The sequence below is a fragment of the Glutamicibacter creatinolyticus genome (assembly GCF_006094275.1).
GTDB classification, from domain to species: domain Bacteria; phylum Actinomycetota; class Actinomycetes; order Actinomycetales; family Micrococcaceae; genus Glutamicibacter; species Glutamicibacter creatinolyticus.
In genome coordinates, this window is sequence record NZ_CP034412.1 from 1,218,516 (window position 1) to 1,231,878 (window position 13,363).

Consider the following 13,363-nt stretch of genomic DNA (forward strand, 5'->3'; position numbering starts at 1 on the left):
TCAAACCATCCAGAGCGGCCGAGAGATCTGGCTCTACGACGTCGCGGCAACCACCCATTGGGGCACGGTGCTACTGCCAGAAACGATGGAGAATTTCCTGGCTGACCCCTCCTCAGTGAGGCCGCGCGGCCGGAACGCTTCGTCGCGGTAAAGACGAGGAGTACACATGATCAGCCTGCGCAACGTATCGACAAGCTTCGGCACCGGCAGCGACGCTTTTACGGCCGTGGACAACGTGTCCCTGGACATTCCCCGGGGCTCGATCCAAGGAATTATCGGTTTCTCGGGAGCGGGAAAATCGACCCTGATCCGCAACATCAACCTCCTGCAGCGCCCGGACAGTGGTTCGGTCAAGGTTGGCGGCGTGGAATTGACCGAACTTTCAGAGGAAGAGCTGCGGCGCGAACGCCATCAAATCGGCATGATCTTCCAGCACTTCAACCTGCTCAATAACCGCACCGCCGCCCAAAATGTGGAGCTCTCGCTCAAGTTTGCCGGGGTTCCCGCCCGCCAACGGAGAGCGAAGGCCCAGGAGGCGTTGGCCATTGTGGACCTGGCCGACAAGATCCATTCCTATCCGGCCCAACTCTCCGGCGGCCAAAAGCAGCGCGTTGCCATCGCCCGTGCCCTGGCCACGGAGCCCAAGGTGCTCTTGTGCGACGAACCCACAAGCGCCGTTGACCCGCGCACCACCGCCTCGGTGCTCCAATACCTGCTGGACATCAACGCCAACCTGGGAATCACCACCGTGATCGTCACCCACGAAATGAACGTGGTCAAGGCCATCGCCGACAACGTGGCGGTGATGGAAGACGGGCGGCTGGTTGAACAGTTTGACCTGGCCGAGTTGAGGCAACCGGGTTTCAGCCCGCATACCGCGATCGGACGTTACCTGATCAGTGACGAGATCGTCCTGCAGCGCCCCACCGGTCATGAAGAACACCGCACCCCGCAGCTGTCGGCTGCCGCATCCTAGGAGACGTCTTGAGCACAATCTATCTTCCGCTTGCGGCCGCTGCGAGCAGCAACGGCGCAGTGGCCACCATTGACCGCCTGCTGGAACTGGGACCCGAGATCGGCGTCGCGATCGGCCAGACCCTGGCGATGCTGCTGGTCTCCATTCCCCTGGCGATCCTAATCGGTACCCCCTTGGGAATCTGGCTCTATTCGATGTCACCGCAGGGCCTGCGGCCCCGACCACAGCTGCATCGCATCGTCGACGGTGCAGTGAACACCATCCGCTCCTTCCCGTTCCTGATCCTGCTGATCGCGATCATCCCGGTCACCCGGTTCATCGTCGGAACAACGGTGGGTACCGCCGCGGTGATTGTCCCGCTGACCATCAACGCGATTCCCTATTTCGCCCGCTTCGTGGAACAGAACATCACCCAACTCGGTTCGGGCGTCGTTGAAGCCGCCAATGCCATGGGCGCCACCCGCGGGCAGATCATCCGCGATGTCCTGCTGGTGGAGGCCCGGCCGGCGCTGTTTGGCTCGATCACCATCATGACCGTCTCCTTCATCTCCTACTCGGCCATGGCAGGGCTGGTGGGCGGCGGAGGGATCGGCGACTTCGCCATCCGCTACGGCTACTACCGCTACGAGACCGGTGTCATGCTCCTGGCCATCGTGCTGATGATCGCGCTGGTGCACCTGGTGCAGGTCTCCGGTACGGCGCTGGCCCGGCGCTACGACAAACGATAGCCAGCACCCGTTACTTCACCTTCACTACTTCAAAGGAACACCATGTCACTGACTCGTCGCAGGATCATCACCTCAGCAGCCGCCTTGGCCGTCACCGGCCTGCTGGCTTCATGCGGTTTGACCGGCAATGTCAATGCCGGGAACGACAAGACCATCAAGCTGATCGTCACCGAATCGGCGCCCACCCAGGAGCCCACGAAGATCGCCGAGCGAATCCTGGAGGAGCAGGGATGGGATGTGCAGGCGACCTACGTCACCGACATTGTCCAGCCCAACCACGTGGTGGCGAACGGTGAATATGACGCGAATTTCTTCCAGCACGCAGCCTACCTGGAGCAGTTCACGGCGGATCAGAACATCGAGGTGGACCCGGCCTTTTACATGTACGGTTCACCGGCCGGGCTGTACTCGACCAAGCACAAGTCGGCGAAGGAACTGCCCGATGGGGCCAAGATCGCCATCCCGGTGGATCCCTCGAACAACGGCCGGGCCCTGGCCCTGCTGGCCAAGGAGGGGCTGTTGAAGATCACCGAGGGTAAGAGCGTCATCCACCTTTCGCAGAACGACATCCTGGAGAACCCCAAGAACTTCTCCTTCGTTGAGGTGGACCAGCAGTCGCTGTCCAAGACCCTGCCCGACGTGGATGCCGGCTTCCTGTTTGTGAGGCTCGGCGGGGAGATCGGGCTGACCCCGCAGGATGCGCTGCTGTTTGAGGAAGAGGAGGACGCCCTTCCCTACAACAACCTGGTGGCGGCAAAACCCGGTTTCATGGAGACCGAGAAGGGCAAGGCCCTGGAAGCCGCCTACCATTCCGATGAGGTGCGCGAATGGTACGAAGACTACCTCGACGGCGCACTGCCCACCCCCTGGGATCGCGACCCGGCAGCGGACCTCGCCACCTGGAACACCCAGAACTAACGAACACATCTAAAACGCCTGCGAGGGACAAGCCACCGGCTTGTCCCTCGCAGGCTCTATGCATTGCCGGGGTCAGGGCCATCGCTCGTGCCCAATAACCCGTTCTCGTGAACGGTGGGCGGGAGCGCGTCACCCCGACGGGCCAGCGGCCCGGGGACCAACCGCTCGATCAGCCGACCAGGCCCATCCAGCGCTCATGCAGTTCGGAAATGATGTCATCGAGCACCGAGGCGGGGCGTTCGGCGATCAGGTCGGTGCCGTACACCGCGGCCAGCAGGGCGACGGCGTACGCGTCGGCTTCTGGATCCCGGGGCTGCTCGGCCTGCGGATCCTCGTCTTCGTTCTCATCGGCCCCGCCAAAGTAGGAGGCATAGGCTTCGGCGGCGGGACGGTCCAGCGAAGCGGCAACGGTGTCCACGATCCCGCGCAGGGCCTCGGCGGCGCTGCCTTCCAGTCCCTTCAGGTGCCCCTGCCAGTCCCCGGCTGCGGCGGTGGACTTCTCCAGGGCCGAACGCAGGATCAGTGCGGCGGCGGCGGCAGTATTCGCCGCCGGTTCCCCGTGGCTGAGGAACGCGGCCGACTTGGCCAGCGCCTTCGTGTTGGCCTGCGGTACCCGGGCGATGAGTGCGGTGACCGCGGCGCGCGGCAGCACCCCGGTGCTGTCGTTCTGGGCGCCCGTGGGACGTGCCGCATAGCCCATGTCCGCGCTGTCCAGCCCGCTCAGGTTCGCCGGGTCCCCGGCCGCGATGCCCTCGGGGCGCTCCACGGCGGCGAATTCGGTGTCGATCCAGCGCTCCAGCGGCTCCGGCGCGGATTCCGGGAAGGAGCCGGTCAGCTGCTTGTAGGCGCGCAGGGAGGCCAGCCACATGCAGGCGGCCTCATCGCTGGCGACCCCGCTGTTGGCCCACTCCAGGGCTTCGAGCAGACCGTCGGCCACGTACAGGGCCAGCAGTTCGGTGGCCCCGGGTTCGTGTCCCTCCCGGGCGTGGGTCGCGCCGTCGGCCAGGCCAAGCAGGACCGCGAAAACCTTGTCGGAGTAGTCGTCGGGCAAAACTTCAAAATCACCGGTTTGAGTCACGCCTCCCATTCTAGCCACGCCCCGGCCGCGCGCAGGTGCCCGGCCCCGGCCGGGTGCGGACCTAGGGTTCGGGGGAGGTGCAGATCTCCATGAAGCGGGCCACGGCCGCGGACATCGGGCGGCTGGCCTCCCAGATCGCCCGCAGCGGCCGGTTCAGGGCGGTGCCGGCAATGGGCAGCTGCACGAACCCGGGGTGGGCGGCGCTGCCTTCGATGGCCAGCCGGGAAATCACCGCCGGTCCCAGCCCGGCGGCCACCGCATGGGTGATGGCCGAGTTGGAGTTGAACTCCACGATCGGGGTGACCCGTTCGGTGCCCACATAGCTGTCCAGGAAGGCGCGGGTGCCCGAACCGGCCTCGCGCTCCACCAGCGCGGTGGCGGCCAGTTCGGTCAGGGTGACCGGGGTGCCGCGCTCCACCCACGGGTGGTGTTCGGGGGTGATGAGCACCAGCTGGTCGGTGTAGACGGTCAGGGCCACCAGCCCCTCGGGCACCTGTGGGGTTTCCACGAATCCCAGCGCGGTGTCGCGCTGCTGCACGGCGCTGATCACCTGGTCAGAGTTCATCACCCGCATCCTGGTGCGCACCGCCTGATCGGCCTGGCGCAGCCTGCGGATCCAGGTGGGGGCCAGGTGCTCGGCAATGGTCATGGAGGCGGCGAAGCTGAACTCCTCGTCCGCCGAGGTGGCCAGCGCCTGCGCCCCGGTCCACAGGTTCTCCATGCTGCCCAGTACCTCGCGCGCCCACTGCACGGTGAGCTTGCCCTCGCTGGTCAGCTTCGAGCCGGTGCTGGCCCGCGCCACCAGCTGGTAGCCCAGGCGCCGCTCCAGGGTGCGCAGCGCCCGGCTGGCGTTGGGCTGCGCCATACCCACCGCCCGCGCCCCGGCGCTGAGGCTGCCCCGGTCCTCGATGGCCACCAGCAGGGCCAGGGCCGCGGGCTGCAGCCACTGTTCTATCCTTGGAGACTGGTTCGGCGATTCGTCCATATCAAAATCATATGACAGTGATAGCCAGCGCGTGGCTACCGACCCCACGCCAGGCATGAAAAGTTCGAGGTATGCAGAAAAATCAGCTCACCGCCCCCGCTAAGTCCACGTCAAGCCCCGCTGCCGCCAGACGCTCGGGGACCTGGCGGGTGCTGGGGCCGGGGCTCGCGGCCTGCCTGGTCGGCGGGGCGATCTCCCTGCTGGCCGCCCAGGTGCTGCCGGTCAGCGCCCTGCTGATCGCGATCCTGCTCGGCGCACTGTGGCGCAACCTGTTCCCGGTGCCCGACGCGCTGGCCCCCGGGGTGGCCGTGGCTTCCAAGCGGCTGCTGCGCATTGGCATTGTGCTGCTGGGCCTGCAGCTGTCGCTGTCCACGATCCTCGGCCTGGGCGCCGGGGTGCTGGCCGTGGTGGTGGCCAGCGTGGGCATCACCTTCTTCGCGAGCCTGCTGATTGGCAAGTGGCTGGGCCTGGAGCTGCCGCAGCGGCTGCTGATCGCCGCCGGCTTCTCCATCTGCGGGGCCGCGGCCGTGGCCGCCACCGAGGGCACCGTGAAGGCCAAGCAGGAGCAGGTGGCCACCGCGATCGGCCTGGTGGTGCTCTTTGGCACGCTGATGATCCCGCTGGCACCGGCGCTGGGCGCCCTGGTGGGCTTTGACGAGGAAGCCACCGGGATGTTCATTGGCGCCTCCACCCATGAGGTGGCCCAGGTGGTGGCCGCTGGCGGTGCGGTGGGCACCTCGGCGCTGGCCGTGGCGGTGACCGTGAAGCTGGCCCGCGTGCTGATGCTGGCCCCGGTGATGGCCGGGGTGGGGCTGTACATGCGCCGCAAGCACTCGGTGACCGCCGATACCAAGCCGCCGGTGGTGCCGCTGTTCGTGGCCGGGTTCATCGTGGCCATGCTGGTGCGCACCGTGGGGATCCTGCCCGAGCCGGTGCTTGATGTTGCCGCGCTGATCCAGACTTTCCTGTTGGCCACCGCCATGTTCGGTCTGGGCCTGGGCGTGCACCTGCGCACCATCTTCAAGACCGGCGGCCGCTCGCTGGTGCTGGCCGCCGCCGCAACCGTGGTGATCATCCTGGTCGCCCTGGCCGGAACCTTCATCTTCCCGCCCGCCGGCTAGGCATACACGGCGAAACCTGACGACAAGGCCTCCCCGTCACCTGCATACTCCAGGTGATGGGGAGGCCGTGTCGTGCACGGCACCAGTCAGCGAACCGCGCGCTGTTCACGCACAGCGCGCTCGCCGGTGAATCAAAGCGTCGCGGGGATTGCATAAGGTGAAGGTATGCGTTTGCTTCATACCTCGGACTGGCATCTGGGCCGGTCCTTCCATGGTGCTTCCCTGCTTGAGAACCAGCGGGCGGTGCTCGAAGAGCTGGTCCGCCTGGTAAAAGAGCGCCACATCGACGTGGTGCTGATCTCCGGGGACATCTACGACCGCGCCCTGCCGCAGGTGGATGCGGTGAAACTGTGCAACTCCATCCTCGGGCAGCTGCGCGCCGCCGGGGCGAAAGTCATCATCACCAGCGGCAACCACGACTCGGCCGCCCGGCTGGGCTTTGCCGCCGAACTGATCGACGCTGCCGGGGTGCATATCATTGCCGATACCACCCGGATGAGCACCCCGGTGATGGTGCAGGGTGAAGACCACCAGATCGCGGTGTACGGCATCCCGTACCTGGAGCCGCGCATGGTGATGGCCGAGCTGGAGGCTGAGAAGCTATCCCATGAATCGGTCGTCGCCGCCGCGGTCACCCGCATCCAGCAGGACCTGGCGGCCCGCCGGGCCGCGGCCGACACCCCGGTGCTCGCCTTCTCCATGGCGCATCTGTTCGCCGCCGGTGGCGTGGGCAGCGACTCCGAACGGGAACTGAGCGTGGGCAACCTCGACGTGGTGCCGGTTGAGCTCTTCGGTCTCTTCGACTACTCGGCGCTGGGGCATCTGCACGGTCGGCAGCGGCTGAGCGATACCGTGCGCTATTCCGGCTCGCCCCTGGCCTACTCGTTCTCCGAGGCGAACCAGCGCAAGGCCGTGTGGATCATTGACACCGACGCCAGTGGCGTGAAGGAAGTCGAAGCAGTGGAGCTGCCGGTCCCCAAGAAGCTGGCCATCCTGCGCGGCAAGCTGCAGGAGCTGCTGGAGGACCCGGAGCTGGCCTGGGCCGAGGAAGCCTGGTGCCAGGTGACACTGACCGACACCGACCGCCCGGCTGAGGCGATGACCCGGGTCCGCACCCGCTTCCCCGACACCGTGGTGCTGCTCTTCGCCCCGGAAGCCTCCACCCGCAACACCCGGGAAAGCTACGCCCAGCGCCTGGCCCGGGCGAAGTCCACCAAGGAAGTGTGCACCGACTTCATTGACCATGTGCGTCACCGCCCGGCCGATGAACATGAGCAGGAACTGGTGGCTTCGGTCATCCGCAGTGTGCGTGAAGCAGGAAGTGAAAAATGAGGATCCACCAGCTGACCATCCAGGCCTTCGGGCCGTTCGCCGGCACCGAGCACATTGACTTTGACGAACTGGGCGCCGCCGGGCTGTTCCTGCTGGACGGGCCGACCGGCGCCGGAAAATCCAGCATCCTGGACGCCATCTGCTACGCCATCTATGGTGCGCTGCCCGGCAACAGGCAGGGCAGCCGGCAGATTCGTTCGGACCACGCCGCCGAAGGCCTCGCCCCGGAAGTGGCCTGCGAACTGTCGGTGGGAACCCGGCGCTTTGAGGTGACCCGCTCCCCGGCATGGATGCGTCCCTCCAAACGGGCCAAGAGCGGCTTCACCGAGGAGAAGGCCAAGAGCGCGCTGCGTGAATACGTTGACGGGGAATGGCAGGCGCTGTCCACCCGCAACGACGAAGTCGGTCAAACCCTGGGCGCGGTGCTGGGCCTGGACAGGGAACAGTTCACCAAGGTGGTGATGCTGCCGCAGGGCGGATTCGCCGACTTCCTGCGCGCCAAGGACACCGAACGCGAAAAGCTGTTGGCCCGGCTCTTCGACACCAGTGACTACGCCAAGATCGAGGAGGAGTTCGCCGCCCGCCTGCACCAGGAACGCAAGCGCACCGAGACGATTGAAGCCGAACTGGCCGCCATGGAAAACCAGGTGCGTTCGGACGCAACCGGGGCACTACAGGCCGCCGCGGTCGAGCTGCCCGGCGCCGACGAACCGGACCTGGACTTTGACGGGCTTCAAGAGCGTCTGGAAACCCTGCGCCAGCAGCGGGCCGAAACGGCAAAGGCCCGCCGCGCCGATCAGGCCACGGCCTCACGGCGCCACCAGCAGCTACAGGAACGGCAACGGATCTTCGGACGGCTGGCCGAACTGCGGCAGCTGGAAACCGCGCACGCCGCCAACGCCGAACCCGCGACGGCCGCCGAGGAACGCCTGCACTTGGACGCGAAGGCCATCCAGATCAGCGCCTACCAGCGGCAACAACGCGATGCACAGCAGAACGCATCTGCGGCCCGGCAGCAGCTTGAATCCCGTGCCGCTAACTTCACAGAGCGATTCCCGGAACGCGAGATCCAGTACACGCAGCAGACCCTGCAGTCCTTGGCGACCGAAGCCAATGAACTTGGCGAGCAGCTTGGCAGCATCCGTTCGGCCCTGCCCGCCGAGGAGCAGCGCGAACAGTTGGCCCGTGAGCTGCTTCGCCAGCAGGAGCTGACCGGCAAGGAACAGGAAAAGTCCGAACGGGCCGAGGCAATGATTGCCACGTTGGCCAAGGAACGAGACGAACTGCAGGCCAAGGACCTGGATGAGGTGGCCGCAGCCGCCAGCGTGCAGCAGGCCGAGCAGGCCCTGCAAAAGGCCACCGAGCAGGTGGCCGCGGTGAAGCGGCGCGAGGAGCTGCGGTACGTCAAAAACAAAGTCCAGGTTTTGTACGATGGGGAAGCCAGCAGGCTCCGGGACCGGCAGAGCAGCCTCCTGGAAGCGCAGCAGACCCTGCTGAATCAAAGTGCCGCGCGCTTGGCCGCGGGCTTGGTCGAGGGCGAGCCATGCCTGGTCTGTGGGGCCACCGAACACCCTGGGCCTGCCGTGGCCGAAGCCGGCGAGGAACTGGTCGATGAGGATGCAGTGGAGCATCTGCGCGAGCAGGTCGAAGCCCAGCGTGAAAAGACCAGGCAGGTGGAAGCAAAGCTGCATGCGGCCACCACCCGCTATGAGGAAGCCGCCGCGGTGACTGGGCAGACCACTCGTGATGAGGCCCAGCAGCAGGTCGCGCAACACCAGGAAGCGCTGAAAGAGGCCCAGAACGTTCGGGCCGGTGTCGCCAAGCTGGTGGCCCAGCTGGCGAAGGTTCAGCATGAGAGCGAGAAGCAAGCACAGACCGCCGCAGCCGCGAAACTTGCCCACGGTGTTGCGGTGGAAAAGACAGAGGCGCTGGGCCGGGAACTCAATCAGCTTGATGCCCGGCTATCCGAACTGCGCGGCGGTTACGGGTCATTGGGGGAGAAGCTGGCAGATCTGAGCGCCGACCACTCGGTGCTCAGTGCGCTGCACCAGGCGCTCTCCAAGTCCCTGGACGCCACCGCGCACCTGGAGGATTGCTCCCGGCGCTGGGAAGAAGAACGGACCGCGGTCGGTTTCGCCGATGACGCGGCCCAGGCCCAGGCGCTGCTGGAACCCGGTGTCCGCCAAGAACTGGAGCAGCTGCGCACCACCCACCAAAAACGTGCTGCGGCTATCGAGACCCTGTCCGCTTCAGAAGATGTCATTCAAGCCCGGCAACTGGAAGCCGAGGGGGAAACGGCGCCTGACACCGGTCAGCTGGAACGGGACGCTGCAGCGCTGCAGGAAGCCGAGGAAACCTACGAGCAGGCCCGCCAGGCCGAAGTCGTTGCCGCTGCTTCCCTGCAACGCCTGCAGGAAGGACGGGACAGGCTCGCCCGACGCATCAGCGATACCGGCCCGGTCATTGAGTCCTACCGGCGGCTCAAGGCGCTGGCTGAGGTGGTCCGCGGCGGCGGGGAGAACCGGCTGAAGATGACCCTGGGCACCTATGTGCTGGCCGCCCGGCTCGAAGAAGTCACCGCCGCCGCTACCGAACGGTTGCAGGTGATGAGTTCGCAGCGCTATTCACTGGAACATGACGACACGGCCCGGGGCAACGCCAAGTCGGGACTCGGCATCCGGGTGCATGACTCGTGGACCGGGAAGTACCGCGAAACCCAGACCCTCTCCGGGGGAGAGACCTTCATGGCCTCCCTGTCCCTGGCCCTCGGGCTGGCGGATGTCATCTCCCACCATTCCGGGGCCGTGGACATGCAGACGCTCTTCGTCGATGAGGGCTTTGGCTCCCTGGACACCGAGACCCTGGAACAGGTCATGGAGGCGCTGGAGTCACTGCGGTCCGGCGGACGCGTCATCGGGGTGGTCTCCCACGTCAGCGAGATGAAACAGCGCATCACCAACCGGTTGACCGTTACCAAGGCCAGGGAGGGATCCACCATCAGCACCAATGCGGAGCGGAGCTTGCTCACATTGAGCTAGACACCGGGGAAACTGGCACGTATCTTGAAAAGAGCGCCCAATGGCGTGTTTGGGTTTTCTGTGCGTTGAGGGGCGAGGGACAACGCACGCTTTAGTTATTGGAGAAAAGTTGACCCAAAAGTCTTTGTCCCAGGCCTCGGCCGCGGACAATTCGAGTTCTTCTGGATACTCTTCTTTGGTCCCGCTCGTGGGACGCGGCTACCTACCGTTGGCGTTCTTTGCACGCCTTCCGTTGGCCATGCTGACCATCGGGTCGATGACCCTGTTCACCGCGAGCACCGGCTCCTATGCCCTGGGTGGGCTTTCGGCCGCCATGGTGGGGCTCGGCTCCGCCGTGGGCGGACCAACGATCGGCTACGTGGCCGACCGGATTGGGCAGCGCAAGGTGCTGCTGACCGCGGCCCTGCTGCACACCCTGATGCTGGCGGTTCTGACCTGGTATGGCAGCCGCGGTGACGCCGTCACGGTGGCAGCGCTGGTGGCCGTTAGCCTGCTCACCGGGGCGACCGGCCCCCAAGTGGGTCCCATGTCCCGTGTCCGCTGGATCTCCATGACCCGGGCGCGCGGACTGCGGCCCAAGGTGCTCGGCGCGGCGCTGGGTCTTGAATCAATGCTTGACGAGCTGGGCTTCGTGCTGGGGCCGGTGGCCGTGGGCTTCCTGGCCTCGGCGCTGAACCCGGCGTTGCCGCTGATCATTGCCGCGGTGCTCACCATCATCCTGGTCCCGATCTTTGGCCTGCATTCCACCGAGCGTTCGGTGATTCCCAGCCCGAAGGATTCGCGGCACGCCAAGGCCACAAAGGTTCAGGTGGCCGCCATCAGCGCCATGGTGCTGGGCATGATCGGCCTGGGCACCGTGTTCGGTTCCTCCGCCGCCGGCACCCTGGCCTTCGCCGGCGCCATGGGTGACTCCAACCGCGGCGGCATGCTCTATGGTGCCGTGGGCCTGTCCAGTGCCATCGCCGCGATCTCCGTGGCCATGTGGCCCGCCGCGTTCCGGCATACCTCCCGCTGGATCGCCTCCGCCTCCTTCCTGGCGTTGACCAGCCTGCTGCTGCAGCTGCCCCAGTCCACCGGATTCATGCTCGCCATGCTGTTCCTGGTCGGCTTCGGCGTGGGACCGATCATCGTGGTGGTGATGACCCTGGGCGGCGAGGTGGCGCCGGCCGGACGGCTGTCCACGGTGATGACCATGCTCTCGGCCGGCATCGTCGTTGGAACCGCCATCGGCAACGGTCTGGCCGGCCTGCTTGCCGAATCCATGGGTTACTCCGGGGCCTTCTGGGTGTGCACCGGTGCCGCCGTTGTGATCGCCCTGGCCGCCATGTTCATGAAGATGCTGGTGGCCCGCTCCGAACAGCTGGCCAACGTTCGCTAGCACCGGCCCTGGATGGGAAGCAACAGCGGCCCAGGACGTATCGTGTCCTGGGCCGCTGTTGCCGTTGAAACCCGGTTTGCGGGCTGGAAGCGGTGTTCGTGCTTAGTTGATCGCCACGCCGAAGAGCAGACCGATGATGTAGGTCGCCGCCATGGTGGCGCTGCCCATCACGACGTTGCGCAGGATGGCCCGCAAGCGCGGGGCGCCACCCAAGGCGGCGCTGATCCAGCCGGTCAGCAGCAGACCGATGACGACGGCCACCGCGGCGACGATGATCCGCGCCGATTCCGGCGGCAGCAGGATCATGATCAGTGGAATCAGGGAACCGATGGTGAAGGCGATAAAGGAGGAGAATGCGGCAGCCCAGGGGCTGGTGTACTCCTCGGGATCAATGCCCAATTCCACTTCGGCATGGGCAGCGAGCGCGTCATGGGCGGTCAGCTCCGCTGCCACCTGATGCGCCAGCTTCGGGCTCAGGCCCCGGGCCTCGTACATTCCGGCCAGTTCCTGCAGTTCTTCCTCCGGCATCTCGGCCAGCTCACGCTTCTCCTTGGCAATCAGCGCCTGCTCGGTGTCGCGCTGAGTGCTGACCGAGACATACTCGCCGCCGGCCATGGAGAACGCGCCGGCGACCAGAGCCGCGATGCCAGCCGTGGCAATCGCTCCCAGATTTCCAGGGGTGGCGGCTGCAACGCCGACGACCACACCCGCGGTGGAAACGATCCCGTCATTGGCTCCAAGAACCCCGGCCCGCAGCCAGTTCAGCTTCTGGCCGATACGGTTGTCGTGAGGTTCGTTGGGGTGGGTGTGTGGCATTGACCCATCCGGGGTGTGGCTCTCGGACGTGGACACGATGACCTCCAGATTCTGATCTGGCCGCGCGAAGCAGCCAGTACCGTGATTCAACCGGCCGCCATCCGGCGGCCAGCCGATGCTCCTTGTTGTCACTCACCGATATTGCCTGAAGACCTCATTGTCCGTTGATGAGTGGGTCTTGTGGGTGGATCTGCTTTCGGTGTTCCAGTCTTCCTAGGAAAGATCCTCGCTGATAACCAGCGCTGATTCCTTTAACGCCCGGACGATCTTCTCGTGTTCCTGCACGGTGCTGGTTGCGAAGACGACGGCCAGCGCGGCTGGCAGCGTGTTGGAGGTGTGCAGGGGCACGGCCAGGGACGTCACGCCGCGGATGACCTCATCCACGCTGCTGGCATACCCATTGATCTTCGCGTCGCGCACCTGCTCGCGGTAGTCCACCCCGGTGTTCATGGCATCCCATTGGCTGCGGGTGTAGTTGGATTGAATCGCGATGGGCGGGGCGCCCACGTCCATGCCGTGCCGGGTTCCGGGACGGTGCACAATGGCCCGGTGGGAGTGGGCCGGCTCCACCGACACCAAGGTGGTGCACAGGTCATGCTCCCACACCGCAACGAACGCAGTCATGGACAAAGTGTTCGCCAGCTTTGTCAGTTCCGGCAGCGCCGTGTTCTGCAGATCCCGCTGCACCGAGCGGGCCAGGGTGGCCAGGCCCGAGGCGGGTCGGATCCGCCCGGCCTCGTCGCGGGCCAGCAGGCGGTGATCCTCCAGGGTGCGCAGAATCCGGTAGGCGATGGAGCGGTGGACTTCCATCTTCTCGGCGATCTCGGCGATGCTCAGGTTCGTGGGGGAGTCCGCCACGATTTCGAGCATCCGTACACCGCGGGAGAGAGTCTGGGAAGCTGACATGATCCTTGTCCTGCCGAGGGGCGGTGGCCCGCCCAAAAGAATGGGTGCAGGGCCTGGCGCCCAAGGCGTGGCCCTACCTGCATCCTA

Annotated in this window: 11 protein-coding genes and 1 riboswitch; of the genes, 7 read left to right on the plus strand and 4 right to left on the minus strand. The window is 65.9% G+C overall.

All coding sequences use genetic code 11. The features are described from left to right. The first annotated feature begins 2 nt into the window (after positions 1 to 2). A riboswitch (SAM riboswitch) is annotated at positions 3 to 92 on the plus strand. 74 nt (positions 93 to 166) lie between these two features. The 3 genes from GcLGCM259_RS05595 to GcLGCM259_RS05605 are packed head-to-tail and all read left to right on the plus strand — an operon-like array spanning position 167 to position 2,622. Beyond that, entirely contained in the window at positions 167 to 976 is an 810-nt protein-coding gene (locus GcLGCM259_RS05595) for a methionine ABC transporter ATP-binding protein (RefSeq protein ID WP_138925986.1), read from the plus strand. Positions 977 to 984: 8 nt separating this feature from the next. Beyond that, positions 985 to 1,704: a methionine ABC transporter permease gene (locus GcLGCM259_RS05600; protein WP_246049790.1), complete on the plus strand. Its 720-nt coding sequence runs from the start codon at positions 985 to 987 to the stop codon at positions 1,702 to 1,704. 42 nt (positions 1,705 to 1,746) lie between these two features. Further along, positions 1,747 to 2,622, plus strand: a complete 876-nt coding sequence (locus tag GcLGCM259_RS05605) for a MetQ/NlpA family ABC transporter substrate-binding protein (RefSeq protein ID WP_138925987.1) — start codon at positions 1,747 to 1,749, stop codon at positions 2,620 to 2,622. A gap of 169 nt (positions 2,623 to 2,791) precedes the next feature. Here GcLGCM259_RS05605 and GcLGCM259_RS05610 read toward each other — a convergent pair whose 3' ends face one another. Further along, entirely contained in the window at positions 2,792 to 3,700 is a 909-nt protein-coding gene (locus tag GcLGCM259_RS05610; RefSeq protein WP_138925988.1) for an ADP-ribosylglycohydrolase family protein, read from the minus strand. 61 nt (positions 3,701 to 3,761) lie between these two features. Further along, positions 3,762 to 4,685: a LysR family transcriptional regulator gene (locus tag GcLGCM259_RS05615; RefSeq protein ID WP_138925989.1), complete on the minus strand. Its 924-nt coding sequence runs from the start codon at positions 4,683 to 4,685 to the stop codon at positions 3,762 to 3,764. Between the two features lie 71 nt (positions 4,686 to 4,756). On the opposite strand from GcLGCM259_RS05615, the gene GcLGCM259_RS05620 reads away from it, so the two are divergent. The 4 genes from GcLGCM259_RS05620 to GcLGCM259_RS05635 all read left to right on the plus strand — a co-directional run bounded on the left by GcLGCM259_RS05620 (position 4,757) and on the right by GcLGCM259_RS05635 (position 11,554). Then, complete coding sequence (locus tag GcLGCM259_RS05620) at positions 4,757 to 5,806, plus strand: YeiH family protein (RefSeq protein WP_138925990.1); 1,050 nt, start codon at positions 4,757 to 4,759, stop codon at positions 5,804 to 5,806. A 165-nt stretch (positions 5,807 to 5,971) separates the two neighbouring features. Then, on the plus strand, positions 5,972 to 7,138 hold the full coding sequence (locus GcLGCM259_RS05625; RefSeq protein WP_138925991.1) for an exonuclease SbcCD subunit D: 1,167 nt from the start codon (positions 5,972 to 5,974) through the stop codon (positions 7,136 to 7,138). Then, complete coding sequence (locus tag GcLGCM259_RS05630; RefSeq protein ID WP_138925992.1) at positions 7,135 to 10,176, plus strand: AAA family ATPase; 3,042 nt, start codon at positions 7,135 to 7,137, stop codon at positions 10,174 to 10,176. The genes GcLGCM259_RS05625 and GcLGCM259_RS05630 overlap by 4 nt, the downstream gene beginning before the upstream one ends. 256 nt (positions 10,177 to 10,432) lie before the next feature. Beyond that, positions 10,433 to 11,554 carry an MFS transporter gene (locus tag GcLGCM259_RS05635; RefSeq protein WP_246049792.1) on the plus strand — a complete coding sequence of 374 codons (1,122 nt, stop codon included), beginning with the start codon at positions 10,433 to 10,435 and terminating at the stop codon, positions 11,552 to 11,554. A 102-nt stretch (positions 11,555 to 11,656) separates the two neighbouring features. Here GcLGCM259_RS05635 and GcLGCM259_RS05640 read toward each other — a convergent pair whose 3' ends face one another. Beyond that, the gene (locus tag GcLGCM259_RS05640) at positions 11,657 to 12,370 is read right to left on the minus strand and encodes a VIT1/CCC1 transporter family protein (RefSeq protein WP_054820730.1); all 714 of its coding nucleotides are present in this window, start codon (positions 12,368 to 12,370) and stop codon (positions 11,657 to 11,659) included. A gap of 213 nt (positions 12,371 to 12,583) precedes the next feature. Next, positions 12,584 to 13,276 carry an IclR family transcriptional regulator gene (locus GcLGCM259_RS05645; RefSeq protein ID WP_138925994.1) on the minus strand — a complete coding sequence of 231 codons (693 nt, stop codon included), beginning with the start codon at positions 13,274 to 13,276 and terminating at the stop codon, positions 12,584 to 12,586. Positions 13,277 to 13,363: the final 87 nt, after the last annotated feature.

What these genes read in the sequence shown, in the direction of transcription:
- GcLGCM259_RS05595 (WP_138925986.1), top strand. Translation starts at nt 167, where the DNA reads ATGATCAGCCTGCGCAACGTATCGACAAGCTTCGGCACCGGCAGCGAC.
- GcLGCM259_RS05605 (WP_138925987.1), top strand. Translation starts at nt 1,747, where the DNA reads ATGTCACTGACTCGTCGCAGGATCATCACCTCAGCAGCCGCCTTGGCC.
- GcLGCM259_RS05615 (WP_138925989.1), bottom strand. Translation starts at nt 4,685, where the DNA reads ATGGACGAATCGCCGAACCAGTCTCCAAGGATAGAACAGTGGCTGCAG.
- GcLGCM259_RS05620 (WP_138925990.1), top strand. Translation starts at nt 4,757, where the DNA reads ATGCAGAAAAATCAGCTCACCGCCCCCGCTAAGTCCACGTCAAGCCCC.
- GcLGCM259_RS05625 (WP_138925991.1), top strand. Translation starts at nt 5,972, where the DNA reads ATGCGTTTGCTTCATACCTCGGACTGGCATCTGGGCCGGTCCTTCCAT.
- GcLGCM259_RS05630 (WP_138925992.1), top strand. Translation starts at nt 7,135, where the DNA reads ATGAGGATCCACCAGCTGACCATCCAGGCCTTCGGGCCGTTCGCCGGC.
- GcLGCM259_RS05635 (WP_246049792.1), top strand. Translation starts at nt 10,433, where the DNA reads ATGACCCTGTTCACCGCGAGCACCGGCTCCTATGCCCTGGGTGGGCTT.
- GcLGCM259_RS05640 (WP_054820730.1), bottom strand. Translation starts at nt 12,370, where the DNA reads ATGCCACACACCCACCCCAACGAACCTCACGACAACCGTATCGGCCAG.
- GcLGCM259_RS05645 (WP_138925994.1), bottom strand. Translation starts at nt 13,276, where the DNA reads ATGTCAGCTTCCCAGACTCTCTCCCGCGGTGTACGGATGCTCGAAATC.